This is a genomic window from Mesorhizobium sp. M0001 (assembly GCF_040324255.1).
In the GTDB taxonomy this organism is placed as follows: Bacteria; Pseudomonadota; Alphaproteobacteria; order Rhizobiales; family Rhizobiaceae; genus Mesorhizobium.
In genome coordinates, this window is sequence record NZ_JAMYVS010000006.1 from 277682 (window position 1) to 301219 (window position 23538).

Here is a 23538-nt window from a genome sequence, read left to right on the forward strand (position 1 = left end):
TCTCATTTGGGCTCTCGTGTCAGCCACAGTTGCACCAGCGTGATGGCGATTGCCAGCCCCGCCATGGTGTAGGCGACGGCCGAGGCGTAGCCGAAATTGAGCGAGCGAAAACCCTGGCGGTAGAGCAGCAGGCCAAGCGTCTCGGTGCCGCCGCCGGGGCCGCCGCGCTCGGTGATCAGGAACGGCTCGGTGAACAGCTGCATGGTGCCGATGATCGACAGCACGGCGCAAAACACGATGACCGGCTTGAGCAGCGGCAGCGTTATGTAGAAGAACTGCTTGAGCTTGCTGACGCGGTCGAGCGTCGCTGCTTCATAGACATCCTCGGGGATCGACTGCAGGCCGGCGAGCAGGATGATGGCGTTGTAGCCGGCCCAGCGCCAGGTTACCGCGATCATGATCAGCGCCATGGCCGGTGTGACGTTGGAGAACCAGTCGATCTTGGACAGGCCGACGCCGGCGAGCAGCTTGTTGATGATGCCGAAATCGAGATTGAACATCAGCCGGAACACGGCGGAATAGGCGACCTCGCCGACCACCACCGGAGCGAAGAAGGCGAAGCGGTAGAGGCCACGTGCTTTCAGCAGCGGCGAGTTCAGCAGCACCGCCATGACGATCGCCAGCGAGATCATCACCGGCACCTGGATGACGAGGATGAGCAGCGTGTTCTTCAGCGCGTTGAAGAAAGCGGGGTCGCCGATCAGGCGGCCCCAGTTGAACGTCGGCGCAAAGCGCCAGGGCACCGTGCGCGTCGCCTGGAAGGAAATCATGAACGAGGAGATGATCGGCCACACCCAGAAGATGGCGAAGATCAGGAGGTAGGGCGTGAGGAAGCGATAGGCCGTGGCGTTCTGGTAGCGCATGGTTCCTCCTCCTTCCTCTTTCCCGGCTGATATCCGGCGTGTTGTTAGCCGGCGGACGCCGCCGGCAATTGGCGATCTGTTGGGCGAGAGCGTCCCTTTCCCCGCCACTATACGGGGAGAGGATGCCGGCAGGCAGGTGAGGGGCAGCGCCAACGGTCCGGCAAATTGCCCTATATCTGGCCCGCCAGCATCACCGCCTTGGTCACTTGATCGGCAGTCCCGTCGCCGAAGCGATCTGGCTGGCGGCGTCGTCGAGGGCGGCCTTGGCATCGGGATAGCCGCCGCCGAGATATTTGGTCTGCACGGCGCGCATGATGATTTCGGCGTCGCTCTGGAACGGCGTGCCGCGGCTCGGCACCACCTTGGGCAGCGTGGCGAGAATGTCCTTCCACACTGCCTGGCCGCCCCAATAGGGCAGGCCTTGCGAGACATAGGGATCGTCGAGCGCCGAGATCAGTGACGGCACCAGGCCGAAATCCCTGAGCATGGTGATCTGGCCTTCATTGGTCTCGAGCGTGTATTTCAGATAGGCGTAGGCGGCCTCCTTGTTCTTCGAGGCTGAGGTGATGGCGAGCGACGAGCCTCCGAGATTGGCCGCGCGGGGGCCGTCGGCGGTCAGGCTCGGCATTAGGTAGACACCCCATTTGCCGTTTTCGCCGGCGGATTCGGTGCGGATGGTGCCCTCATACCAGCCGCCATAGACCTGGGTGGCGACGGTGCCGGCGGTGTTGTTGGTGATCTTGGTGCCCCAGTCGGCCGACGAGATGATGCCGGCGTCCTTCATGTCCTTGATCTTGGCCAGCGTGTCGACGCATTTCGGCTGGTTGACGGTGATCGACTGCCCATCGGCGGCGAAATAGCCGCAGCCCTGTTCGTTGGAAATCATGCGGAAGAATTCGGTGTCGCCGTTGAAATCGGCATTGGTCATGGTGACGCCGGGATTGGCGGCCTGGACCTTCTTGCCGGCGGCGATGAAATCGTCCCAGGTCTTGATCGAGGCCGGATCGACGCCGGCCTTCTCGTAGAAGTCGCGGCGGTAGAAGGCGGCTACCGGGCCGGAATCCCACGGCATGGCATAGGCCTTGTCGCCGACCTCCAGTTCGGTGCGCTTGAAGTCCGGGAATTTCTTCTGGTCGTCGGCGGTGTAGCCCAGCGTGTGCAAATCGACGAAGCAATCGGGGAACTGGCTCCAGTAGTTCTCGGCCTCGCCGTTTTCGATCGAGACGATATCGGGCAGGCCGACGCCGCCGGCCGCACAGCCGGCGATCGACTTGTCATAGGTCGGCTGGTTGCCGAGATCCTGAACGGTGACCTTGACGTCGGGATACTGTTTGTTGAAGCCGGCCACCGTAGCCTTCAGCGACGAAGCGGCGATATTCCAGCTCCAGATCGTAATTTCGCCGGACTGCGCCAAAGCCGGGGCTGAGCCCAGGCCAAGCGCCAGCGCGGCACAGATCAGTGTCGTGCGCATTGAAATCCTCCCATTTCATTTGCTCTCTCTTCGCGAGCATGGCTAGACTAGGCGGCGCGGAAGGCTTGTCCCTGACAACGGGAATAAAAGATGGGCGGAAAGTAAGATGCCGGAACGGCCGTTTTACCAGCCTGGCGCCAGCAGCGTCGAAGGCCTGCCGATGGCTTTGCAGATGTTTCACAACCATCCGCTGGTGATGCTGAAGCCGCATTGGCATGCCCAGGTCGAGGTCAATTTCATCGTCCGCGGCAGCGTGCACTACCGCATGAACGAGCACGAGATCGCGCTCACGGCGGGCGACATGTGCCTGTTCTGGGGCGGGCTGCCGCACCAGATGGACGATCTCTCCGACGACGCCATCTATGCCGGCGCGCATCTGCCGCTGGTGCATTTCTTCCGCCTGCACCTGCCGACGGATGTCCGCCACCGGCTGATGACGGGCGCCACGCTGGTGACATCGGCGACCGACCAGGCCGATCATCACAATTTCGAACGCTGGAACCGCTATTTCCGCTCGGGCGATCCGGCGATAACCGAGCACGCCGTGAACGAGCTGCTGCTGCGGTTGGAGCGGGTGCGCTTCGAGCCCTACCGGCTGGTGCCGGAAACCGCCATCGGCCAGGAACCCGGCGGCCCGTTCGACCAGCAATCGCTGCGCAATGTCGGTCGCATGTGCGACTTCATCGCCGAGAATTTCCTCTACGACATAGACTGCGTCGACATCGCGGCGGCGGCCGACATCCATCCCAAATACGCCATGAGCATTTTCAAGAAGTCGACCGGCATGACGCTCAACGAATATATGAACCTGCTGCGGCTGAGCTATGCGCAGGCGCTTTTGATGCATGAAGACGCCAATGTGCTGCGCGTCGCCATGGATTCAGGCTTCGGCTCGCTCAGCGCCTTCAACAAATCCTTCCGCAAGCTGGCGGGGATGTCGCCCTCGGATTTTCGCCGGGGTGCGGTGGGCCGGTAGGTTCAACGGTCGTCTTGATCAACCCGCAGCCGTTCGGGTGGAAACATGTGCAAGGCTAATCGCGACCACCTTTGTCGACTGCGATCATCAACTTGGAGAATTGTCAGCGACTTCGCGTTTCATGAGCGCCTTCCCCCACTCCGTCGCTGCTTCGCTCGACGGAGTGGGGTCGACCTGGCTCTGGCGTTGTCATTTCAAGCCGAGACCGGTGCCCTCCGCCCGAGGAAACCCGACAATTACCGCCAGCCCAGGCCGGCGATCCTCCAGCGCAATCGTTGCACCATGCAGGTCGGCGATTGCCCGCACCAGGCTGAGGCCAAGGCCGCTGCCGGGCGTGGTGCGGCTGGAGTCGAGCCGGTAGAGCCGCTGGAACACTTTTTCGCGCTCCTGCGCCGGGATGCCGGGGCCATTGTCGGCGACCTCAGCCAGAATGCGGTCGCCTTGCCGCCGCACCGATAGAAGGATTGCCGTGCCATCGGGGCAATGCCGCAGCGCGTTCTCAACCAGATTGGCAAACAATTGCGTCAGCAGGTCGCGGTCGCCGTGGACCAGGCATGGCGTGCCGTGGACGATCGTGGCCGACAGCGACTTGCCGTCATCCTCGGCGACACCGGCGTAGATTTCGGCAATGGCATCGATGACGCCGGTGAGGTCGAGATCGACAAAGCGCGCCTTGCGGGCGCCGGCCTCGATCTGGGCAATACGCAACAGCGCATCGAAAGTATCGTTGATCTGCAGGCTTTCCCCACGTGCCTCCGCCAGCTCATCGGCAACGGCCTCACCCCGCGCGGTCCTGTCGGCCGCAGCTTCCAAAATCATCTGCAGCCGGTTGAGCGGCGTCTTCAGATCATGCGCGATGTCGGCGCTGACCTGGCGCATGCCGTCCACCAGCGCCGCCAGCCGCTCCAGCGCGGCGTTGACCTGGCGCGAGACGCCGTCAATGTCGTCGCCATTGCCGAGCAGTGGAATGCGGGCGTCGAGCCGGCCGTTGGAGACATCGTCCATGGTGGTGGCAATGCCGTCGAGGCGACGCTGCACACGCGACGCCAGCAAGGCGCCGCCAGCCACCGCCAGCCCTGAAATGATCAGGGTGGCCCAGCCGAAGTTCATCAAAACGATGCGTTCCAGCTCCTCGGTTTCGGAAAGCGAAAAGGCAATTGTCAGGCTGTTGGGCCCGACCGAACCGGTCCAGGCGCGGTACATAGTGTCCGGCGCAACGCCTGGCAGGGAAGCGGCAAAATCTGAAAAGCCATCCGGAAGGTCGGCGGCGGTGAAATTCCCGGCCAGGCGATTGCCGGCGGGATCGGTGAGCGAGAACAGCTGTTCCTTGCTCGGGCTGAGCGCGGCGTGGCTGTCGACTGCCGAAACCAGATCCTCCCGGTCGTTTCCGGCATAGGTCACCGCCACGACCGAATAGGTCTCCTTGACCGACTGGTCGAGCTGCTCGGCAAGATCCGCGCTCATCAGCTGGTAGACGATGGCGCCTGACAGGATGAAGGCGAGCACGAACAGCAAGGCGAAGGTCAGGGCCAGCCGAAACGGCGTGCTGCGCAGCAGGCGAGAGCCTGTCTCAGTCATAGTGCGTTTCAGTCATTGCAAGCTTCAGTCATGGCAAGTTTCTGTCATGCCGCGCCTCAGTCGTGAACACTGTAGCCAGTGCTGCGCACGGTGTGGATCAACGCGGTTTCGAACGGCCTGTCGATCTTGGCGCGCAGCCGGCTGATATGGGTTTCGACGACGCTGGTCTTGGGGTCGAAGTGAAAATCCCAGACCCGTTCCAGAAGCATGGTGCGGGTGATGACGCGGCCCTCGCCGCGCATCAGCACTTCGAGCAGGCTGAATTCGCGCGGCTGCAGGTCGATCGCCTGGCCCTGCCTGGTGACGCGGCGCTGGATCAGGTCCATTTCGAGGTCGGCGATGCGCAGCGTCGTCTTCAGCTCCTGCACCGCAGGGCGACGGCCGAGCGCGTTGATGCGGGCGAGCAGTTCGGAAAAGGCGAATGGCTTGACGAGATAGTCGTCGCCGCCGGCCTCGAGCCCTTCAACCCTGTCGTCGACGCCGCCGACCGAGGTCAGAAAGATCGCCGGCGTACGCACGCCCGCTGCCCGCACCGCCTTGATCATCGACAGGCCGTCGAGGCCGGGCAGCATGCGGTCGACGACGATCACGTCATAGGCGTCGCGTGTCGCGGCAAACAGCGCGTCGCGGCCATCGCGCCTGAGGTCGCAGATATGGCCTGCCTCGCCAAGGCCCTTGACGACATAGTCGGCGGTGCGTGGGTCGTCCTCGACAAGGAGAAGTCGCATCGTTGTTCCGATCGTTGGCGATTGAGCAGTTCCCGGCTCTCGAACCTTATCCGGTTGCGACAACAGGTCGACCACCAAGCACCCAGCCTTGCGGCTTTTTCTTGGCGGCAGATCGCTCCGCTCAGCAGGTTGCTCAAAGGGACATTGACACTCGAAAGCTGCGCTCTAGCGTGCGACACATCCGGTTACGCAATCATTAGGCTAATCGAGTCAGGGGACAAGAAATGACGACGATTGCCGATGTCGCGCGCCATGCCGGAGTGTCGGTCGCAACCGTCTCGCATGTGATGAACCGCACGCGCCATGTCGAGCCTGAGACGGCCGAGCGCGTGCATTCGGCCATCGCCGCCTTGCGCTACAGTCCGAACACGCTGGCGCGCAGCCTGAGGCGCGGCGAGACCAAGACCATCGGCCTGCTGCTGCCGGACAATTCCAATCCGTTCTTCGCCGGCGTGGCACGCCAGATCGAGGATGCCGGCTTCCTTGCCGGCTATACGGTGATCCTGTGCAACTCCGACGGCAGCGCCGAGAAGGAGGAGCGCTACCTCCAGGTGCTGATGGCCAAGCAGATCGACGGGCTGATCTTTGCCGGCTCGTCCGATCATGCGCGGGTGTTCTCCAGCCTTCTGCCCGGCGTCCCGGCGGTGCTGATCGACCGCGAGATCCATTCGGTCAATGTCGATTCCGTGCTGGTCGATCACGATTATGGCGGCTATCTCGCCGGCCGCTATCTGGCCGGGCTCGGTCACGAGAAGATCGGCGTCATCGGCGGCCCGCGCGATTCCAGCTCCAGCCCCGCCCGCCTGCGCGGCTTCGCCAGGGCGCTGCAGGAAGCCGGCCTCGACCTGCCGCCGGCCTCGGTGGTGGATTCCGACTACCACTTCGCCGGCGGCCGCATGGCGATGGAGCGGCTGATGGCGCAGGCGCCGGGGATCACGGCGCTGTTTGCCTGTAACGATCTGATGGCCATGGGCGCGCTGACAGTGCTGCGCGGGCGCGGATTGCGGGTCCCCGGCGACATGTCGATGATCGGCTTCGACGACATACCCTATGCCGTCACCACCTGGCCGCCACTGACGACGATCGCACAGCCGGTCGAGAAGATCGGCACGCGGGCGGTCAGCCTGCTGCTCGAGCGGGTTGCCGAGCCGGCGGCGCATTCGCGCCGCGAAGTGCTCACCCCGGTGCTCGTCGAACGGGAGAGCTGCGCGCCGTTGCGCGGCTGAAGCCCCTCAGGCGGCTGCCGGCTGCAGCGCTGCCCTGAGCAGCATGCCGAAGAGGTCGCGCGGCTCGTCGGGATCGGCGAGCAGGTCGAGCTCCTCGTAGAGGCCGGTGGCCTGAAGCTGGTCTCTGATATAGCGCAGTGCGGAAAAATCCTCGGTGGCGAAGCCGACGGAATCGAACAAGGTGATCTGTTCCGCCGTCTTGCGGCCTTCCGCCTTGCCGGTCATCACCTGCCACAACTCGGTCACCGGATGGTCGGCGTGGAGCTGCTGGATTTCGCCCTCGATGCGCGTCTGCGGCGAGAACTCGACGAAGATGTCGGAGCGCAAAAGGATGTCGCGGTGCAGTTCCGTCTTGCCGGGGCAGTCGCCGCCGACCGCGTTGATGTGCACGCCGGAACCGACCATGTTGTCGGTCAGAATGGTGGCGGACAGCTTGTCGGCGGTCACCGTGGTGATGATGTCGACTCCTTCCACAGCATCCTGGCCGGTGGCGCAGATGGTGATGTCAAAGCCTTTGCCGGCGAGGTTGCGGGCGCATTTTTCCGAAGCCGAGCGGTCGATGTCGTAGAGCCGCAGCCGGTCGATGCCGAGCAGCGCTTTGAAGGCGACAGCCTGGAATTCGGACTGGGCGCCATTGCCGATGATGGCCATCGAGCGCGCGCCTTTCGGCGCCAGATATTTGGCCGCGACAGCGGAGGTCGCCGCGGTGCGCAGCGCCGTCAGGATCGTCATTTCGGTGAGCAGCATCGGATAGCCGGAGCCGACATCGGCGAGCACGCCGAAGGCGGTGACGGTCTGGCGCCCCTCGCGCATGTTCTTGGGATGGCCGTTGACATATTTGAAGCCGTATAGCCGGCCGTCGCTGGTCGGCATCAGTTCGATGACGCCGTCATGGCTGTGCGAGGCGATGCGCGGCGTCTTGTCGAACAGCTCCCAGCGGCGAAAATCCTCCTCGATATAGGCGGCGAGTTCGGTGAGGAACCGCTCGACGCCGATGGTCAGCACCAGCTTCATCATGCGGTCGACGCTGACGAAGGGGACGATGGCAAGGCGGGAAGGCTGGGTCATGCAATGCTTCCGGAATGGCTGCGGGTCGGGCGGTCCATGATCCGGCGGCCCATCAGGCTGGCGGCGAGGTCGACCATCAGCGTGGCGGTGCGGCCGCGCTCGTCGAGGAACGGGTTGAGCTCGACCAGATCGAGGCTGGAGACCAGACCGCTGTCGGACAGCATCTCCATCACCAGATGCGCCTCGCGGAAGGTGGCGCCGCCGGGCACGGTGGTGCCGACGGCCGGCGCGATGGAGGGGTCGAGGAAGTCGACGTCGAGGCTGACATGCAGCAGGCCGTTTTCCTTTTCGACGATGGCCAGGAAGGCGCGCAGCAAAGGTGCAACGCCGTGCTCGTCAATGGTGCGCATGTCGTGCACGGTAACCCCCGCTTCGCTCAGCGCCCGGCGCTCCGCCGGATCGACGCTGCGCAGGCCCATGACGCAGATGTGGGCAGGGTCGACGGCGACAGGCAGGTCCGGGAAATAATCGTTGAAGCCCGGCCGGCCGCTGGCATAGGCGAGCGGCACGCCGTGCAGATTGCCGCTGACGGTGGTATCGAGCGTGTGGAAATCGGGATGTGCGTCGAGCCACAGCACGAAGAGCGGCCGGCCGCGTTCGGCGGCGCGGCGGGCTATGCCCGACACCGTGCCGGCCGATATCGCGTGGTCGCCGCCAAGGAAGATCGGCATGGCGTCTCGCGAAGCCGCATAGGCGGTCTCGGCAATTGCCGCCGTCCAGGCGGAAATCTCCGGCAGGGCCTTCAGCGCGAGATTGCCGTGGACGATTGCGCGCACGGCGGCCGGTTGCACCGCGCCCCAGTCCTCGACCTCGTGGCCGAGTTCCGACAGCACCGAGACAAGCCCGGCCGTGCGCAGCGCGCTCGGCCCCATCTCGCATCCCATCCTGCCGGCGCCGTCCTGCACCGGCGCGCCAACGATCCTGCAGCGCATGGTTTTTGGTGTCCTTGCAAATTGATTGGGCAATTGATGCGTGGAATGAACCATCCTGGACCGGCAGTTTGAACAGGCGAAATTGGCATTTCGAGAAGAATGATTTATCAATTCGATAAGTCAGTTTGGTCAAAGTGGATAGAATCATGGACTTGCTCGACGAAAGGCTGGTCACGCTGCTCAGGCATGATGCCCGGCGCAGCATCTCCGATCTCGCGGTCGATCTCGGGGTGTCGCGCGCCACGGTCAGGGCGCGCATGGAGCGGCTGGAAAAAACGGGCGAGATCATCGGCTACACGGTGGTGCTGCGCGCCGACGCGGTCGACCAGCGGATACGCGGCGTGATGATGATCGAGATCGAGGGCCACGCCGCCGACCGCGTGGTCCGGGCGCTCGGCGGCCTCGCCGAGGTTTCGACCATTCACACCACCAATGGCCGCTGGGACCTGGTGGTCGAACTCGGAACGGCGTCGCTCACCGATTTCGACGCGGTGCTTAGGCGGATACGGCTCATCCCGGGGATAACCGGCAGCGAGACAAGTCTGCTGCTGGCAACGCCGAGGACGACAAGGGCAAGGTTGGCGTAGCCGTCCTTCCGGCCGGCGTGTTCACGCAAAGCTTTGTGACGGATCTGGCGAATGGGTCGCCTGGCTGACGAATCTCATTGGGGCCGCAGCTATCCTCCACATGACGGAGGAAGCCGGCATGACGCGAGATTGCACCAGCTTCAACGGTGCAAGGACCGGACGCTTGCCACAGGCCAAGGCTGATGGCAGGATAAAAGGCCGCAACGTGCGGCCTCTGGCGGCCGTTGTGTTTCGATGGATTATGAAGCATTTTCCCAAGGTGCGGGTTCTCCTCACAATGTGCGGCAGCCTCGTTTCGCCTTGGTCGCCCTTGATTTTTCGCAATGTGCGCTTTGCCTGCCTCAGGCCGCAGGGCATTTAATTCCACGGGGTCAAGCCTCATGACAGAGATTTGTGCTCGGGCCGTCTATCGTCGGCGAAGACAAGGCATGGCGCCACAATCAGCGCCCCTGGCATTCGTGACCTGGTGAAGAATGCCGTTGCGTACCTCTCGCCCCCATGTTTCAAAACAGGTCGATAGACCCGCGAGAATGGTTTCGAAGCCTGCGGGGTTGCCCACGGTCCGGCGAGAATTCTAAAAGACGTTCACAATGACACAGCACGCAAAAGACGCACGAATTCTCATGTACAGCCACGACACGTTCGGGCTCGGCCATTTGCAGCGTTGCCGAACGATCGCGCATTCGCTGGTCGGGGATTTCCGCGGACTTCAGGTGCTAATCATTTCGGGCGCCACCATCGCCGGCGCCTTCGACTACCGCGCCCGCGTCGACTTCGTGAAGATCCCCAGCGTCATCAAGCTGCGAAACGGCGAATACACCTCGCTGGAAAAGGACATCGATCTGCACGAGACGCTAAGGATGCGGCAGTCGATTATCCGCCACACGGCCGAGAGCTTCCGGCCGGATATCTTCATCGTCGACAAGGAACCGCTGGGGCTGCGCGGAGAGATTGAGGATACGCTGTCCTACCTCAAGACGCGGGGCACCACGCTCGTGCTTGGCCTGCGCGAGGTGATGGACGCGCCGCATTTGCTCGAAGCGGAGTGGGCACGCAGGGATGTGATGCGCAAGATCGGCCTGTTCTACGACAAGGTCTGGGTCTATGGCCCGCCGGATTTCTACGATCCGCTGACCGGCCTGGAGGTGCCGCCGGCGGTCAGGGCAAAGATGAAGTTCGTCGGTTTCCTGCAACGGAGCCTGCAGCAGAACCAGTTGCCCGGCCACCGGCCCGAGGGCGACTATATCCTGGTTACCACCGGTGGCGGCGGTGACGGCGCCGACCTGATCCACAACGTCATCGAGGCCTATCAGCAGGATCCGCGATTGCAGCACCGGGCGCTGATCGTGCTTGGGCCCTACATGCCGGCGCGCAAGCGCAACAAGCTGGTCCGGAAGGGGGCCAAGATCCCCTATGTCAAGATCATCGAATTCGACAACCGGATGGAAGAGCTGATTGCCGGCGCCAAGGCGGTGGTGGCGATGGGCGGTTACAACACCTATTGCGAGATACTGTCTTTCGACAAGCCGGCGCTGATCGTGCCGCGCGTCACGCCGCGCGAGGAACAGCTGATCCGGGCACGGCGCGCAGCCGAACTCGGCCTCATCGAGATGCTTTTGCCCGAGGAGGCCGAGGATGCCCAGCGGTTTGCCGATGCGCTGCAGGTTTTGCCGGGCCGGCCGCGCCCATCGCAGAGCAATGCGCATCTGACGCTGGAAGGGCTGCCTCATATTTCCGAAATCGTCGCGGAACTGCTCGACCGGCGGGCCGGCCATCACCTTTCGGTCATTGAAGGCATGAACTGAGTTGCAACACCGCAAGATCGTCGTGGTTCTGAAGGGCTACCCGCGGCTGTCGGAAACCTTCATCGCGCAGGAGCTGCTCGGTCTGGAGCGTGCGGGGTTCGACCTGATACTTTTCGCGCTCAGGCGGCCGACCGACGCAAAACGTCATCCCGTGCATGACGAGATCAAGGCCCCCGTCCATTATCTGCCGGAATATCTGCACAGAGAGCCGCTGCGCGTGGTTCGATCGCTGTTTGCCTGTCTGCCGCGGCCTGGCTTCTGGCGCGCGCTCAGATCGCTCGCTGCCGATATCCGCCGCGACTTTACCCGCAATCGCGCGCGGCGCTTCGGGCAAGCGCTGGTGCTGGCGGCCGAATGGCCGCAAGATGCCGGATGGCTGCATGCCCATTTCGCGCACACGCCGGCATCGGTGACGCGCTATGCCAGCCAGCTTCGTGGCTTGCCCTGGAGCTGCTCAGCCCATGCCAAGGACATCTGGACGTCGGCGGACTGGGATCTGGCCGGCAAGCTTTCCTCGGCGCGCTGGACGGTCACGTGCACGAAAACCGGCTTCGACCATCTGAAAAAACTCGCCAACGGCAGTTCGTCCGTGCATCTGAGCTACCATGGGCTCGACCTTGACCGCTTCGGCAGTTTCGGCGAGGCGCGAAAACAGCGTGACGGCTCGGCGCCGGCCGAACCGGTCATGATCTTGAGTGTCGGACGCGCCGTTGAAAAGAAGGGCTATGATACGTTGCTGGAGGCTCTTGCCCTCTTGCCTGGCGATCTGGCGTGGTGTTTCGAGCATATCGGTGGCGGCGAGGAACTGAAACGGCTGAAGGCGCTGGCGCAAAGGCTCGGACTGGAGGGGCGCGTCTCCTGGAAAGGCGCGCTGGCGCAGGAGGAGGTGCTTGAGCACTACCGCAGCGCCGACATCTTCGCTTTGGCCTGCAGGATCACCGCGGATGGCGACCGGGACGGCCTGCCGAATGTTCTGGTGGAGGCGGCCAGCCAGCGGCTTGCCTGCGTGTCGACCGATATTTCCGGCGTGCCGGAGCTTTTATCGTCGGATGAAACCGGGCTGCTGATTCCCTCGGAAAACCCGACTGCCCTGGCACAGGCGCTGGAGCGCCTGATCCGCGATCCCGTCCTGCGCGTCCGCCTCGGCGACGCCGCGGAGCGGCGCGTGCGAAGCAATTTCGATCATGTGGCAGGCATTGGACAGCTCAAGGAACTGTTCGAGCGGGAGTGGCGGGCCGCCGAATGAAGCGGCTGCGCGCTTTCTTCTATGTTCAGCACCTGCTCGGCATCGGCCATCTCGCGCGCGCCAGCCGCATTGCGGCGGCTCTGGTCGATGACGGGTTCGACGTCACCGTCGTGACCGGCGGAGCGCCGATCGCGGGATTTCCGGGATCGGGTGTAAAATCCGTGACCCTGCCGCCTGTCACCTCCGGTGACGAAGGATTTTCCGGACTTGTGGACCTGCAGGGCAAAGCCATCGACGATGATTTCAAGAGGCGGCGCTCAGAGATGCTGCTGCAGGCTTTCCGGGATTACAGGCCCGACATCGTCATTATCGAGGCGTTTCCCTTTGGACGCCGGCAGATGCGTTTCGAACTCTTGCCACTGATCGAGGCCATCGAAGCGACATCGCCCAGACCGCTGCTGGCGGCGTCCGTCCGCGACATCCTTCAGGAGCGCGTGAAGCCGAGCCGAAACGAAGAAACGGTCGATCTCGTCAACAGGTATTTCGATCTTGTCATGGTCCATGGCGATCCGGCTTTCGCAACCATCGACAAGACATTTCCGCTGGCTGGGGCGATCAGGGCCGAGGTCGCCTACACCGGGCTCGTTGCTGCGCCGCCGGCGCAAGCGGCCTCAGAGCGCTTCGACGTTCTGGTGTCGGTTGGCGGCGGGGCGGCCGGAAAGAGCCTTGTCAGATCCACCGTCGCGGCGGCGCGAAATGCCGACAACGCCTGGACATGGTGTTTGATCACCGGCCCAAACCTGCCGAAGGACGAGTTTGACGCGATTTCACGCGATGCCTCCCCACGCCTGTCCATCTTCCGGTTCCGCGAGGATTTCGCCAGCCTGCTGACCGGCGCCCGCCTGTCGGTCTCGCAGGCGGGTTACAACACGGTCTGCGATGTCATGCGCGCGGGGTGTCGCTCGCTGCTCGTTCCATTTGCAGCCGGCGGGGAAACCGAGCAGACGCGTCGCGCTCTGATGCTCGAAGAGCTCGGTCTTGCAACGGTGCTGACGGAACAGGACCTGACGCCTGAAGGTCTGGCGCATGCGATCGAGCAGGCGCTTGCCGGACCGCCGCCAGCCGCGCATCGTCTCGATCTGGAAGGGGCGCGGCGCTCGGCGCAAATCCTGTGCGAGCGCTTCAAACAGCTCCGATCAGCATGAAGCGTGTATAATTTTTTGTCGGCAATTCGCCGGAGAACCTGATCTGCCGCAGCGCCGCCATGGCTTCGAAGGCTGCAAGTGACGCCACGCAGTTGATGTGCGTCGGCTCGCTGAAATAATCGTTCGACTGCAGCAGCACGTTCGTACCCCGCGGAAGCAGGGCAAGCCAGGCGCTGAGATCGGCTATGTGTTCGCAGCTCGTATTGACCACCAGGTCAGGCCCGCCGGCGGCATAGTCGAGTGTGTACATATCTGCCGTCAGCGCTTGAAACCGCTCGCCGGCTTGCCGGTTGAGTGTCCGGGCGACCGCGCCGACTTCGGGATCGATGTCGATGCTGTCGATCGCCCCGATGTCGAAGCGGGCGTCATTGAAAAGCATCGCCGGCAATACGCCGTACCATCCACCCAGAACCCATATGCGCTCGAACCGGCCGCCGCAGCTTTCGAACAGCCTGTCGAGCGCCCACATCTTGCAGGCGACCTGCTTGTGGTTGAAGGCATTGGCGATATCGGCCTGCGGATGCTTGGCGATGACGCGCGCCAGCCCGGCCACGAGAGGGTGGTCGACATAGGCGGCAATTCCCCGCGTGAGGTCCAGGGCTTGCTCATGCCCACCCATGCCGGCATTGCGTGGTTGCGTGACATCCATCATATTCGTCTTCTATGTTGGGATTTCGGGCGACACAACGCAATCTTGCCTCTTGCAAGCCTGTTCGACTTGCGGACGCGACTGTGGCGCAAGCCGTTTCGCCATTGACCGGAGGAGGCCGATTGCATTTGTCCGGACCATCGGCGCCCATCCGTCTGGCGCGCAGCTGCCGCTTCGAACTGGTCGATGGCAGCGAAGACATGGCCGATACACCATTCGCCAGCAGGTGCCTTTACATTCTGCATCCTTCAAACTGACAATCGCATATGGAAACCAGCCTAGCCCGCTATATCTGGACGCACACCAGGAAGCAGCAGCTCTGGATATTGATGATCGTCGTGCTTTCGATGGTCCCGTATTTCATGTCGTTCGACCTGCCGAAGCTGATCGTCAACGGCCCGATCCAGGGCAAGGGGTTCGAGCAACCGGGCGCGACCCTGCCATTCATGAGGTTGCACTATAACCTGCCGTTCATCGGCGAGGTGCAGTTCTTCTCCGGTTTTCAGCTCGACCGCACGTCGACGCTGCTTGCGCTCAGCCTTGTTTTCCTCTTGCTGGTCGTCATCAACGGCTTGTTCAAGCTCTACATCAACACTTACAAGGGCCGGCTCGGCGAACGCATGCTGCGGCGTATTCGTTTCGATCTGGTCGATCGTGTGCTGCGGTTTCCGCCGGTTTACTTCAAGCGGGTGAAATCCGCCGAAGTGGCGACCATGGTGAAGGACGAGGTGGAGCCGCTGGGCGGCTTCATTGGCGATGCCTTCCTGCAGCCGGTGCTGCTCGGCGGCCAGGCGCTGACGGCCATGCTGTTCATCATGGTCCAGAACGTCTGGCTCGGAATGATAGCGGTCGTGATCGTGGCGATCCAGATCGTGCTTATCCCGCGAATGCGGCGGCGGCTGCTCGTGCTCGGGCGCCAGCGGCAGTTGACGGCGCGCGCGCTTTCAGGCCGGGTTGGCGAAATCGTCGACGGCATCGGCGCGGTTCACGTCCACGATACGTCGAACTACGAGCGCGCCGACATAGCAGCCCGGCTCGGGCTCATCTTCAAAATCCGCTTCGATCTTTACCAATGGAAATTCATGGTAAAGTTCCTCAACAATTTTCTCGCGCAGCTCACGCCCTTTCTGTTTTACATGATCGGTGGCTATCTGGTCATCCAGGGGAGGTTGGATGTCGGCCAGCTCGTGGCCGTGATCGGCGCTTACAAGGACTTGCCCGGACCGATGAAGGAACTGATCGACTGGGATCAGGACCGGCAGGATGTCCAGGTCAAATATCAGCAGGTCGTCGAACAGTTCACCGTCGAGAATATCATCGCGCCGGAAATCGGAGCACTGACGGTCGACGATCCCGATCCGATGACCAAGCCGCTGTCGGCGGTCAGCCTGTCGATAGCAGACGATGGCGGCGCAATGCTCCTCAATCGCATCTCGCTCGAGGTCAAGCCGGGTGAGACGGTGGCGCTGGTCAGCACCGCAACAGGGGGAGCGGAGGCGCTTGCGGAAGCCTTTGCGCGGCTGACCTGGCCGGACAGCGGAAGGATCGTTTCGGGCTCCGATGACTTGCTCGATCTCCCCGAAGCCGTGACCGGCCGGCGCATGTCCTACGCTTCGTCGGATGTTTTCCTGTTCCAGGCAAGCCTGCGCGACAATTTGCTCTACGGGTTGAAGCATGCGCCGCTGACATCGGTGACATATGACGGCGCCGCGGCGGACCAGCACCGTTGGAATATCGACGAGGCGCGCCGGTCGGGCAATCCGGATCTCGATATCCGCAGCGATTGGATCAACTATGCCTCCGCCGGCGCCACCGGCCCGCACGACCTCTTCGAAGCCGTGCGCCGGGTGCTCGACGCGGTTCTTCTGTCGCGCGACATTCTGGATCTAGGCTTGCGCTCTTCGGCCGACCTCAAGCGCCACACGAAGCTTGCCGGGCGGATCGTCGAATTGCGTGCGGCGCTGCGAACCCGGTTGGAGGAAGAAGGCCTGAGCGCGCTGGTGGTTCCTTTTGAACCGGGCGCCTACAACAAGGAAGCGACGATCGGCCAGAACCTGCTCTTCGGCGCTGCGGCCGGCCCCGAACTGGCTCACAAGGCACTGGCGTCCAATCCCTATTTTGCTTCCGTGCTGAAGCAAGCCGGCCTCGACCGCACGCTCTACGCAATGGGCATGGAGATCGCCGAACAGGCGATCGAGCTGTTTGCCGACCTGCCGCCCGAACACCAGTTCTTCCAGCAGCTCGCCTTCATGAGCGCCGAGGAGATACCCGCCTACGAAACCTTGCTGCAACGGCTCAAGAATCGCCCCTACGATGCGGTTTCGGAGAACGACCGCGCCATGATGGTCACGTTGAGCTTTGCCTATATCGAGCCCCGGCATCGCTTCGGCCTCTTGACCGACGAGCTGATGAGCAAGATCATCGCTGCACGCAACCAGTTCTATGAAAACCTGCCGGCCGAGCTGGAGAAAGCTGTCGAACGGTTTGACCCTGCCAAATACATCGCCGCGGCCACCGTCATGGACAACGTCCTGTTCGGGCGTGTCGGCAACAACCATCCCGACGCGCCGGACCGCATTCGCTCCATCGTCTATGATATTCTTGACGAACTGGGGCTTTATGCCGAGCTTCTGGATGTCGGCCTGGACTTCAACGTCGGCGCCGCCGGCAGGCGGCTGACCGGCGGACAGCGACAGAAGCTCGATGTTGCCCGCGCCTTGCTCAAGCGTCCCGATTTCCTCATTCTCAATCGGCCGCTGTCGGCGCTCGACCAGCGCGTGCAGGACAAGGTGCTGCGGAATGTGCTCGACGAAGCCAGACGCGACGGCCATTCGCCGGCAATTGTGTGGGTGGTGACGAATCCGGCAATGGCGACGATGTTCGACCGGGTTGTGGTCTTTGACTCAGGCCAATTGGTGGAAGACGGAACACACGAGACACTCTTGGCGGGAAACGGTATCTTCAAGGAACTTGTGTCATAGTCTGGCAAACGCGAATTCAGGAAGGTTTGCGACAATGCTGCTCAAGGATGAAGTTGGAATGCTGCAACGCGTTCCCTTGTTCTCTGGCATCGAGCCGACAAAGCTCAAGCTGCTCGCGTTCACGTCCGATCGCGTGAACTACAGTGCCGGCCAGATTCTTTTCCGGCAGGGCGACGAGGCAGACGCCGCCTATGTCATCCTTTCTGGCAGCGCGGATATTCTGGTCGATTCCGACAATGGGCCGATCAAAGTTGCCGAATTGCTGCCAAATTCGATCGTTGGCGAGATTGCCATATTGTGCAACAGCTCCCGTACTGCCACCGTCAAAGCGGCAAGTGAGCTGGAGGCCTTGAGAATCCGCAAGGACCATTTCCTGAGGCTTATGAAGGAGTTTCCCGAAATGACCATCGAGATATTGCGGGTTCTTGCCGATAGGCTAAGCAGTACGACCGCGGACCTGATCGACGCACGAACGGCCGAGAGCGATTCACAGTTGCACTGAAGCGGCGAGCCGCTCTGTTTCTTTGTTTGGATGCAGTTTCCGGAACCGTGTCACACCTTTCCTGGAACGACTCTGGCAGCAGTTGGTTGGCTACGATGGGCGAAAGGGTGCATGGACGACGATTTCTTCCTTGTCAGGTTTTGGGGCGTGCGCGGCAGCATTGCGGTGTCGGGGCCAGAATTTGCTCGCTATGGCGGCAACACGATCTGCATCGAGATGCAATGCGGCAATCATACGCTTCTGTTCGACGCGGGCTCCGGCCTGCGGCCTGCCGGCAGGACGCTTCGAGCGTCGGGCGTCACCGATTTCGACCTGTTTTTTACCCATTGCCATTACGATCACATCATCGGGCTGCCGGCTTTCAAGCCTATTTATGAACGAGGCATCAAAGTTACGCTTTGGTCCGGGCATCTGGCTGGACGCATGACGACGCGGCAGATGGTCGATGAATTCATTCGGCCGCCATGGTTTCCGGTGACACTCGGTGTCTGCAAGGCGAGCCTCGACTGCCGCGATTTCGCATCCGGAGACCTGCTTCGGCCACGCGAAGGAGTTGTTGTACGAACCGGTAGTCTTACCCATCCGGGCGGCTGCATCGGCTACCGGGTCGAATGGGGGGGCCGCGTCGTGGCGGTCATCACAGACACCGAGCACGAGCCGGGCAAACTCGATCCGGCGGTGCTCGGTCTGATCGAGAATGCCGACCTCGTCATTTACGATTGCACCTACACCGAGGAGGAAATGGAGCGCTACCGCGGCAACGGGCACTCGACATGGCAACAGGGCGTCAAGCTCTGCGAGGCGGCCGGCGCGCGCGGGCTTGCGCTGTTTCACCACGATCCGGCACGCACAGACGATGAGCTGGACGAGATGGAGAAACTGGCCAAGGACAGATTTGCCGGCGCTTTTGCGGCGCGGGATGGCCAGACGCTCACATTTCCAGTCTTGCACAAAAAGCGCTGAGCTATTTTCCGGCGCTGCGTTCTGTCAGTGTGCTGATCGGAAGCCATGCGCAGGCTTCTGCCCGCGCGGTGATCGTGAACAGCCGTTCGAGGAAAAGCCAGGCCGATTCATCATGGACGAGATGGTGGGTGAGCAGGCCGACCGGTTCGCCGCCGTCGAATGCACGCTGCAATTGCGCGACGATGGCCTGAACCAACAGACCATGATCGCGGCAGCCGCGCGTGCCATGCCAATCCATGATGTCGACATTGCTGTTGATGACCGCCAGGGAAGCCGGCCTTGCCGGCCCGAACACCGACAATGCCGCAAATCCTATCGATCCGAGGTCGGGTACCAGACCGGCGTCGATCCGGTTCCAGGGCGGCACCAGCATCGGAACCGCACGTGCGCCGTGCAGGCCTGTTACGCGCGACAGCCCGCCGGCCAGCTCATCCAGCACCACCTCGCGTGGCCGATGCGCGCCGAGCTCCTGCTTTTTTTGACCCTCGGGCGCATGATTTCGGTGCGCCCAGCCATGAATGGCGACCGTGGCATGCGGCGCCGCGTCAAGCCGGACGACAAGCGTCCCGTCGGTCCGGGCCGGAATGACGGCCAGAGTGACCGGCACCGCGAAGTCACCGGTGAGGTCGAGCAACCGATCGAGCGCCGGCGTCGGATCCACGGCGTCATCGTCGCGCAGCCAGAACTCTGCCTTGCGGCCCGCCCGTTGCCGGTACGCCAGCTCGTCCACCAGGGGCTGCCAAGTCGGGTCGGATGTCATGACAACGGGATCATCTTGAGAAGTTCCGCCAGACGGGCCTTTGCAGCACCGAGAGAGCGTTCTTCGAGAACGAAACGTCTGGCCTCTGCAGCCATGATGGTTCTTTCATCATTATTGGCCAGAAGCCTTGCAATTGCGGAAGCGAACGCCGCCACATCGCCTGGCGGGGTGAGAAGCCCGGTCTGGCCATGCCGCACGACCTCCGGCACGCCAGCAATGTCCTGAGCCACCACCGGAAGGCCGGCGGCCTGTGCTTCAAGATAGGCAATGCCATAGGCCTCGCCGTAACCCGGCCAGACGTAGATTCCCCCGCGATAGAGGACATCCGGCACGGCGACCGGCTCAATCGCGCCAAGCCATTCGATACGGTCGGCGGGCAAGCCGGCGAATTGCGCCTTTACCTCGTCACGGGCAGGTCCGTCCCCGACGACCGACAGCGTCCAGGGGAGGTGGCCGATCAACCCGAGCGCCTGCGCCAGCATGCGATAGCTCAAGACCTTGTCGCCCGGGCGCATCATGGCGACGGTCACGAGGCGCGTCGGATAATCCAGTACCGGCATTTCGTGGAATGCCGATGTGTCGATGAAGGGTGAAAGCATACCGAGAGCGGCGTGGGGAACAGCATCCGCCAGCCCCTGGCGATCCCTTTGCGTGAAGCAGATGTTCAGCGCCGCCTGCTCGATGGCTCGCGCCACCAATGCCTGGCTATCGGCCCACGAACCGGCGTTGCGCCGTTCGGAATAGGAGGCTTCGGCCGTCACATAGGGGACAGCAAAGGCCAACGCCAGCTCGGGCCCGATCAGGTCGGGCGCCTTGTAGTAGGGATGATAGGAGAACCAGAGATCGGGCTTGCCGTCACGGTCCCAAAGCCTTGTCAGTCGCGCGGCTTCGTCCCGGGCCTCGATCATGAGCGCATCGAAACTTTTCGGTTCCGGCTGGCGTAGATAGAAGCGCAACTCCGATGCCAGTTCGACGCTATGCCCGCCATGCTGCAGCGCCTGGACCAGCATCCGTGCCATCTGGCGGTCGCCGGAGACAACGGGATGATTGGGCGACTTCAGCGGGGCGTAGAAGGCAATTCGCATCGCGCGATCCTATCATCGCAAAGCCTGCCCAAGTCAATTTCGAGGCATGATCGACTTCACCTTCAAGCGCTGGAATGTGCTATCTGATGCTTATGGAAACAGCTGTCGCGTCCGACCCGTTCGTCGCTTCTTTGCCGGTCTTCGCAAAGTTCGAAAGCGTTGCCGATATCGATAACTATCGGCCTCTCCCCGATGGCTGGGCGCTGGCCACCGCCGACATCGTCGGCTCGACCAAGGCGATCGAAGCCGGGCGCTACAAAACCGTCAATATGGCCGGCGCCAGCGTCATTTCGGCGCTGCTCAATGCACTGGGCCGGCAAGATCTTCCCTTCGTCTTCGGCGGCGACGGCGCGCTCGTGGCGTTTCCCGGCTCGGCGCTGGAGATCGCCCGTAACGCGCTGGCTTCTGTCCAGAGATGGGTGGCGGACGAACTGGACCTGACCTTGCGTGCCGCAATCGTGCCGATAAAGGACATAAGAGCGCAAGGCCTCGACGTTCGCGTGGCGAGGTTCCAGGCCTCCGAAGCAGCCTTCTATGCCATGTTCGCCGGCGGCGGCGGCAGTTGGGCGGAAGCCGAAATGAAAGCCGGGCGCTACCGCGTCGACCCCGCCCCGGCCGGCGCGCGGCCGGATCTGACCGGCCTCTCCTGCCGCTGGAACCCGATCGAAGCCCGGCATGGCGAAATTGTCTCGATCATAGCCGTGCCGGGGGCATCGCGCGACTTGCGTGGTTTCCAGTTTCTGGCTTCCGACATCATCGCCCTTGCCGGCAGGCAGGAGCGCGATGGCCACCCGGTGCCGGTGGACGGTCCGGCCTACAGCCTCCTGCCCGCCGGCCTCGATGTCGAGGCACGGGCCACGGCGCCGCCAGGGCGGCGGTGGCTGGCCAAGCTGTGGGTGATCTTCCTGATGACGCTTACGGCCGTCACCGACAAATTGGGCTGGACGATCGGCGGTTTCGATCCGAAGGTCTACAAGCGCGAGGTGGCCAGCAATTCGGATTTCCGCAAGTTCGACGACGGCTTGAAGATGACCATCGACGTCGACGCGGATGTGTTGCAGCGGATCGAGAACCGGCTGAAACAAGCGGAAGAGGCCGGCATCTGCAACTATGGCCTGCACCGCCAGAAGTCGGCCTTGATGACATGCCTCGTCATCTCGCCGCTGCAGCGCGATCATGTTCACTTCATCGATGGCGCCGCCGGCGGCTATGCAATGGCTGCCGCAAGCCTGAAGGCGAAGGCGCCGGTCTGATGACGGCTTGGGGAATCGATTTTCCGCAATGCGCCGCGGCCATGGTTCTTGGGACCCGGCGAGCCCAACGGGGCCTGAGCCGACCAATTATTTGCGCGATGTCAGGATCGGGATTGCACTTCGCCGGCAGCCTCGCCACATAGTGTTGCAGGTGATTTGTGCGGTCGACGTCTGCTTGCTTCCTGCAAGGACAGTCATTCGGGATATTCTTCGCCGGCTTCTGCCCCCGAAGCCGGCTTCATTGACTTCGAGAATTTTGCGGATCAAAGGAGATGGCTCGTCTTCGACGGGTTTCGAGATAGCATGAGCACAGCGCAAGCAGAAATTTCCAACATTCTCATGGATAAGGTTGCCGATTGGCTGACCCAGTCGGCGCTGGCGGGCGACGACCTGGAAACATTGGTCAAGGGTTTTTGTGAACGGCTGGCTGCTGCCGGCCTGCCGCTGAAGCGGGTGCATTTGAGCTTTTCGATGCTGCATCCGCTTTATGACGCGCTCGGTTTCACCTGGATTCGCGGCCAAGGCCTGGAAGTGGAAGGCTTCCGGAGTGAGAACGGCGTCCATTCCGACAGATTCCTGACCAGCCCATACTACCATCTGCTCAGCAACAAGCTCGACCATCTGCGGCGCCGGCTCGACCCGTCGGTGCGGTCGGAGTTTCCTGTTTTCGATGAGCTCAGGCTTATGGGCGTCACCGATTACATGGCTTTCGTCCATCCCTTCAACGGCGATACAAGTCAGGGCATGTTGGGGTCCTGGTCCACCGACAGTGCTTCAGGCTTCAGCGACAGCATGATTTCGGCGCTGCTGCGGATCCAGAACCATCTCGCTATAGCAAGCAAGATGGCGGTGCTCACCAAGCTCGCCGACAACATGATGACCACGTATCTCGGCGGTGACGCCGGCAGGCGCGTGCTGGACGGCCAGATCAAGCGCGGCGAGGGCGACACAATCCGGGCCGCGCTGGTGATGGGCGATATGCGCGGGTCGACAAGGCTCGCCGAAACCTCCGGCCGCGAAGTCTATATCGATACGCTGAACCAGTTTTTCGATGCCATCGCAGCACCTTTCAATCGCAAAGGCGGGCAGATCATGAGTTTCCTGGGGGATGGATTCATTGCCGTCTACCCCTGCGAAAGGCACCGGGCGCAGTCAGAGATCGCCTGCCAGGCTGCTCTTGCGGCTGCGCACAAGGCCAGCATGCGCATGATGGAGCTCAATCTGCGCAGAAAAGAGCAAGGACTGGGCGACATAAAATTTGGTATCGGCCTGCATGTCGGCAATGTGATGTTCGGCAATGTCGGGCTTACCGACCGACTCACATTCTCCGTCTTCGGCTCGGCTGTAAACGAGGTCCAGCGTCTCCAGACCCTGACCAAGAAATATCCGCACAGCGTTCTCGCCAGCAAGGACTTCGCCGGCTATTGCGGGGCCAACAGCTGGCTGACGCTCGGCGAGGAGGAACTGGCGGGCAGCAAGCAGAAGCTGACGGTGCTTTCACCCGATCTGTCGGGTGCTCTCGCACTCGATGAAGACGCTGCGCTGCAGCCGTTTCACGATCGGATATCGGACGCCGAGCAGGTCATGCTGCTTCATCGCGATGCCGCGCGGCTGTCGGCGGGCGACCGGAGGAAGCTCCAGTAGTCACCACCATCCGATCTGGACGCCCTGGTATGCTGTCCGGCCGCCGGTCGCCGGGGAATTCGTTTCGAATCCAAGT

20 protein-coding genes are annotated in these 23538 nt (G+C 62.5%); 11 read left to right on the forward strand and 9 right to left on the reverse strand.

The features are described 5' to 3' along the window. Positions 1 to 2 precede the first annotated feature (2 nt). Both NKK50_RS19445 and NKK50_RS19450 read right to left on the reverse strand, forming a co-directional pair. A complete protein-coding gene (locus NKK50_RS19445) occupies positions 3 to 863 on the reverse strand; it encodes a carbohydrate ABC transporter permease (protein ID WP_023745911.1) in 861 nt (286 codons plus the stop codon). 202 nt (positions 864 to 1065) lie between these two features. Next, positions 1066 to 2334: an ABC transporter substrate-binding protein gene (locus NKK50_RS19450; protein WP_023726709.1), complete on the reverse strand. Its 1269-nt coding sequence runs from the start codon at positions 2332 to 2334 to the stop codon at positions 1066 to 1068. A gap of 106 nt (positions 2335 to 2440) precedes the next feature. Between NKK50_RS19450 and NKK50_RS19455 the strand changes: the two genes are divergently transcribed. Next, positions 2441 to 3310 (forward strand): helix-turn-helix domain-containing protein, encoded by an 870-nt coding sequence (locus NKK50_RS19455; protein WP_023706782.1) that lies wholly within the window; start codon positions 2441 to 2443, stop codon positions 3308 to 3310. A gap of 189 nt (positions 3311 to 3499) precedes the next feature. On the opposite strand, the gene NKK50_RS19460 is transcribed toward NKK50_RS19455, so the two are convergent. Continuing rightward, positions 3500 to 4888 (reverse strand): HAMP domain-containing sensor histidine kinase, encoded by a 1389-nt coding sequence (locus NKK50_RS19460; protein ID WP_352543775.1) that lies wholly within the window; start codon positions 4886 to 4888, stop codon positions 3500 to 3502. A 56-nt stretch (positions 4889 to 4944) separates the two neighbouring features. Continuing rightward, positions 4945 to 5616 carry a winged helix-turn-helix domain-containing protein gene (locus tag NKK50_RS19465; protein ID WP_023742038.1) on the reverse strand — a complete coding sequence of 224 codons (672 nt, stop codon included), beginning with the start codon at positions 5614 to 5616 and terminating at the stop codon, positions 4945 to 4947. A gap of 224 nt (positions 5617 to 5840) precedes the next feature. Between NKK50_RS19465 and NKK50_RS19470 the strand changes: the two genes are divergently transcribed. Beyond that, positions 5841 to 6842 (forward strand): LacI family DNA-binding transcriptional regulator, encoded by a 1002-nt coding sequence (locus NKK50_RS19470; RefSeq protein WP_023692902.1) that lies wholly within the window; start codon positions 5841 to 5843, stop codon positions 6840 to 6842. Positions 6843 to 6848: 6 nt separating this feature from the next. Here NKK50_RS19470 and ocd read toward each other — a convergent pair whose 3' ends face one another. Continuing rightward, on the reverse strand, positions 6849 to 7910 hold the full coding sequence (gene ocd, locus NKK50_RS19475; protein ID WP_023692901.1) for an ornithine cyclodeaminase: 1062 nt from the start codon (positions 7908 to 7910) through the stop codon (positions 6849 to 6851). Further along, positions 7907 to 8842 carry an arginase gene (rocF, locus tag NKK50_RS19480; RefSeq protein ID WP_352500196.1) on the reverse strand — a complete coding sequence of 312 codons (936 nt, stop codon included), beginning with the start codon at positions 8840 to 8842 and terminating at the stop codon, positions 7907 to 7909. Before rocF ends, ocd begins: the two co-directional genes overlap by 4 nt. Before the next feature lie 146 nt (positions 8843 to 8988). Here rocF and NKK50_RS19485 point away from each other — a divergent pair, with 146 nt between their 5' ends. The 4 genes from NKK50_RS19485 (at position 8989) to NKK50_RS19500 (ending at position 13625) form a co-directional block, all read left to right on the forward strand. Continuing rightward, positions 8989 to 9429: an Lrp/AsnC family transcriptional regulator gene (locus NKK50_RS19485; RefSeq protein WP_023685065.1), complete on the forward strand. Its 441-nt coding sequence runs from the start codon at positions 8989 to 8991 to the stop codon at positions 9427 to 9429. A 590-nt stretch (positions 9430 to 10019) separates the two neighbouring features. Continuing rightward, positions 10020 to 11234, forward strand: coding sequence for a glycosyltransferase family protein (locus NKK50_RS19490; protein WP_023672150.1), 1215 nt, complete (start codon positions 10020 to 10022; stop codon positions 11232 to 11234). Position 11235: 1 nt separating this feature from the next. After that, positions 11236 to 12480 (forward strand): glycosyltransferase, encoded by a 1245-nt coding sequence (locus NKK50_RS19495; protein ID WP_023692899.1) that lies wholly within the window; start codon positions 11236 to 11238, stop codon positions 12478 to 12480. Next, entirely contained in the window at positions 12477 to 13625 is a 1149-nt protein-coding gene (locus NKK50_RS19500; RefSeq protein ID WP_023834529.1) for a glycosyltransferase family protein, read from the forward strand. The genes NKK50_RS19495 and NKK50_RS19500 overlap by 4 nt, the downstream gene beginning before the upstream one ends. Here the strand turns inward: NKK50_RS19500 and NKK50_RS19505 are convergent. Then, complete coding sequence (locus NKK50_RS19505; RefSeq protein WP_081726163.1) at positions 13603 to 14274, reverse strand: class I SAM-dependent methyltransferase; 672 nt, start codon at positions 14272 to 14274, stop codon at positions 13603 to 13605. The two genes, NKK50_RS19500 and NKK50_RS19505, sit on opposite strands and share 23 nt — an antisense overlap. 266 nt (positions 14275 to 14540) lie before the next feature. Between NKK50_RS19505 and NKK50_RS19510 the strand changes: the two genes are divergently transcribed. The 3 genes from NKK50_RS19510 to NKK50_RS19520 all read left to right on the forward strand — a co-directional run bounded on the left by NKK50_RS19510 (position 14541) and on the right by NKK50_RS19520 (position 18720). After that, a complete protein-coding gene (locus tag NKK50_RS19510) occupies positions 14541 to 17255 on the forward strand; it encodes an ABC transporter transmembrane domain-containing protein (protein WP_352543776.1) in 2715 nt (904 codons plus the stop codon). Between the two features lie 34 nt (positions 17256 to 17289). Further along, on the forward strand, positions 17290 to 17757 hold the full coding sequence (locus tag NKK50_RS19515) for a cyclic nucleotide-binding domain-containing protein (RefSeq protein ID WP_023672144.1): 468 nt from the start codon (positions 17290 to 17292) through the stop codon (positions 17755 to 17757). A 111-nt stretch (positions 17758 to 17868) separates the two neighbouring features. Next, on the forward strand, positions 17869 to 18720 hold the full coding sequence (locus NKK50_RS19520) for an MBL fold metallo-hydrolase (protein WP_352520726.1): 852 nt from the start codon (positions 17869 to 17871) through the stop codon (positions 18718 to 18720). Position 18721: 1 nt separating this feature from the next. Here the strand turns inward: NKK50_RS19520 and NKK50_RS19525 are convergent, their stop codons facing one another. Together NKK50_RS19525 and NKK50_RS19530 are read right to left on the reverse strand one after the other, a co-directional pair. Beyond that, complete coding sequence (locus NKK50_RS19525) at positions 18722 to 19480, reverse strand: polysaccharide deacetylase family protein (RefSeq protein ID WP_352460931.1); 759 nt, start codon at positions 19478 to 19480, stop codon at positions 18722 to 18724. Further along, positions 19477 to 20565 (reverse strand): glycosyltransferase family 4 protein, encoded by a 1089-nt coding sequence (locus NKK50_RS19530; protein WP_352460930.1) that lies wholly within the window; start codon positions 20563 to 20565, stop codon positions 19477 to 19479. Before NKK50_RS19530 ends, NKK50_RS19525 begins: the two co-directional genes overlap by 4 nt. Before the next feature lie 74 nt (positions 20566 to 20639). On the opposite strand from NKK50_RS19530, the gene NKK50_RS19535 reads away from it, so the two are divergent. Both NKK50_RS19535 and NKK50_RS19540 read left to right on the forward strand, forming a co-directional pair. Continuing rightward, a complete protein-coding gene (locus NKK50_RS19535) occupies positions 20640 to 21818 on the forward strand; it encodes a DUF3095 domain-containing protein (protein WP_031196755.1) in 1179 nt (392 codons plus the stop codon). Positions 21819 to 22121: 303 nt separating this feature from the next. Beyond that, positions 22122 to 23462 (forward strand): adenylate/guanylate cyclase domain-containing protein, encoded by a 1341-nt coding sequence (locus NKK50_RS19540; protein WP_023672139.1) that lies wholly within the window; start codon positions 22122 to 22124, stop codon positions 23460 to 23462. The last annotated feature ends 76 nt before the right edge of the window (positions 23463 to 23538 follow it).

What these genes read in the sequence shown, in the direction of transcription:
- NKK50_RS19445 (WP_023745911.1), bottom strand. Translation starts at nt 863, where the DNA reads ATGCGCTACCAGAACGCCACGGCCTATCGCTTCCTCACGCCCTACCTC.
- NKK50_RS19450 (WP_023726709.1), bottom strand. Translation starts at nt 2,334, where the DNA reads ATGCGCACGACACTGATCTGTGCCGCGCTGGCGCTTGGCCTGGGCTCA.
- NKK50_RS19455 (WP_023706782.1), top strand. Translation starts at nt 2,441, where the DNA reads ATGCCGGAACGGCCGTTTTACCAGCCTGGCGCCAGCAGCGTCGAAGGC.
- NKK50_RS19460 (WP_352543775.1), bottom strand. Translation starts at nt 4,888, where the DNA reads ATGACTGAGACAGGCTCTCGCCTGCTGCGCAGCACGCCGTTTCGGCTG.
- NKK50_RS19465 (WP_023742038.1), bottom strand. Translation starts at nt 5,616, where the DNA reads ATGCGACTTCTCCTTGTCGAGGACGACCCACGCACCGCCGACTATGTC.
- NKK50_RS19470 (WP_023692902.1), top strand. Translation starts at nt 5,841, where the DNA reads ATGACGACGATTGCCGATGTCGCGCGCCATGCCGGAGTGTCGGTCGCA.
- ocd (WP_023692901.1), bottom strand. Translation starts at nt 7,910, where the DNA reads ATGACCCAGCCTTCCCGCCTTGCCATCGTCCCCTTCGTCAGCGTCGAC.
- rocF (WP_352500196.1), bottom strand. Translation starts at nt 8,842, where the DNA reads ATGCGCTGCAGGATCGTTGGCGCGCCGGTGCAGGACGGCGCCGGCAGG.
- NKK50_RS19485 (WP_023685065.1), top strand. Translation starts at nt 8,989, where the DNA reads ATGGACTTGCTCGACGAAAGGCTGGTCACGCTGCTCAGGCATGATGCC.
- NKK50_RS19490 (WP_023672150.1), top strand. Translation starts at nt 10,020, where the DNA reads ATGACACAGCACGCAAAAGACGCACGAATTCTCATGTACAGCCACGAC.
- NKK50_RS19500 (WP_023834529.1), top strand. Translation starts at nt 12,477, where the DNA reads ATGAAGCGGCTGCGCGCTTTCTTCTATGTTCAGCACCTGCTCGGCATC.
- NKK50_RS19505 (WP_081726163.1), bottom strand. Translation starts at nt 14,274, where the DNA reads ATGGATGTCACGCAACCACGCAATGCCGGCATGGGTGGGCATGAGCAA.
- NKK50_RS19510 (WP_352543776.1), top strand. Translation starts at nt 14,541, where the DNA reads ATGGAAACCAGCCTAGCCCGCTATATCTGGACGCACACCAGGAAGCAG.
- NKK50_RS19515 (WP_023672144.1), top strand. Translation starts at nt 17,290, where the DNA reads ATGCTGCTCAAGGATGAAGTTGGAATGCTGCAACGCGTTCCCTTGTTC.
- NKK50_RS19520 (WP_352520726.1), top strand. Translation starts at nt 17,869, where the DNA reads ATGGACGACGATTTCTTCCTTGTCAGGTTTTGGGGCGTGCGCGGCAGC.
- NKK50_RS19525 (WP_352460931.1), bottom strand. Translation starts at nt 19,480, where the DNA reads ATGACATCCGACCCGACTTGGCAGCCCCTGGTGGACGAGCTGGCGTAC.
- NKK50_RS19530 (WP_352460930.1), bottom strand. Translation starts at nt 20,565, where the DNA reads ATGCGAATTGCCTTCTACGCCCCGCTGAAGTCGCCCAATCATCCCGTT.
- NKK50_RS19535 (WP_031196755.1), top strand. Translation starts at nt 20,640, where the DNA reads ATGTGCTATCTGATGCTTATGGAAACAGCTGTCGCGTCCGACCCGTTC.
- NKK50_RS19540 (WP_023672139.1), top strand. Translation starts at nt 22,122, where the DNA reads ATGAGCACAGCGCAAGCAGAAATTTCCAACATTCTCATGGATAAGGTT.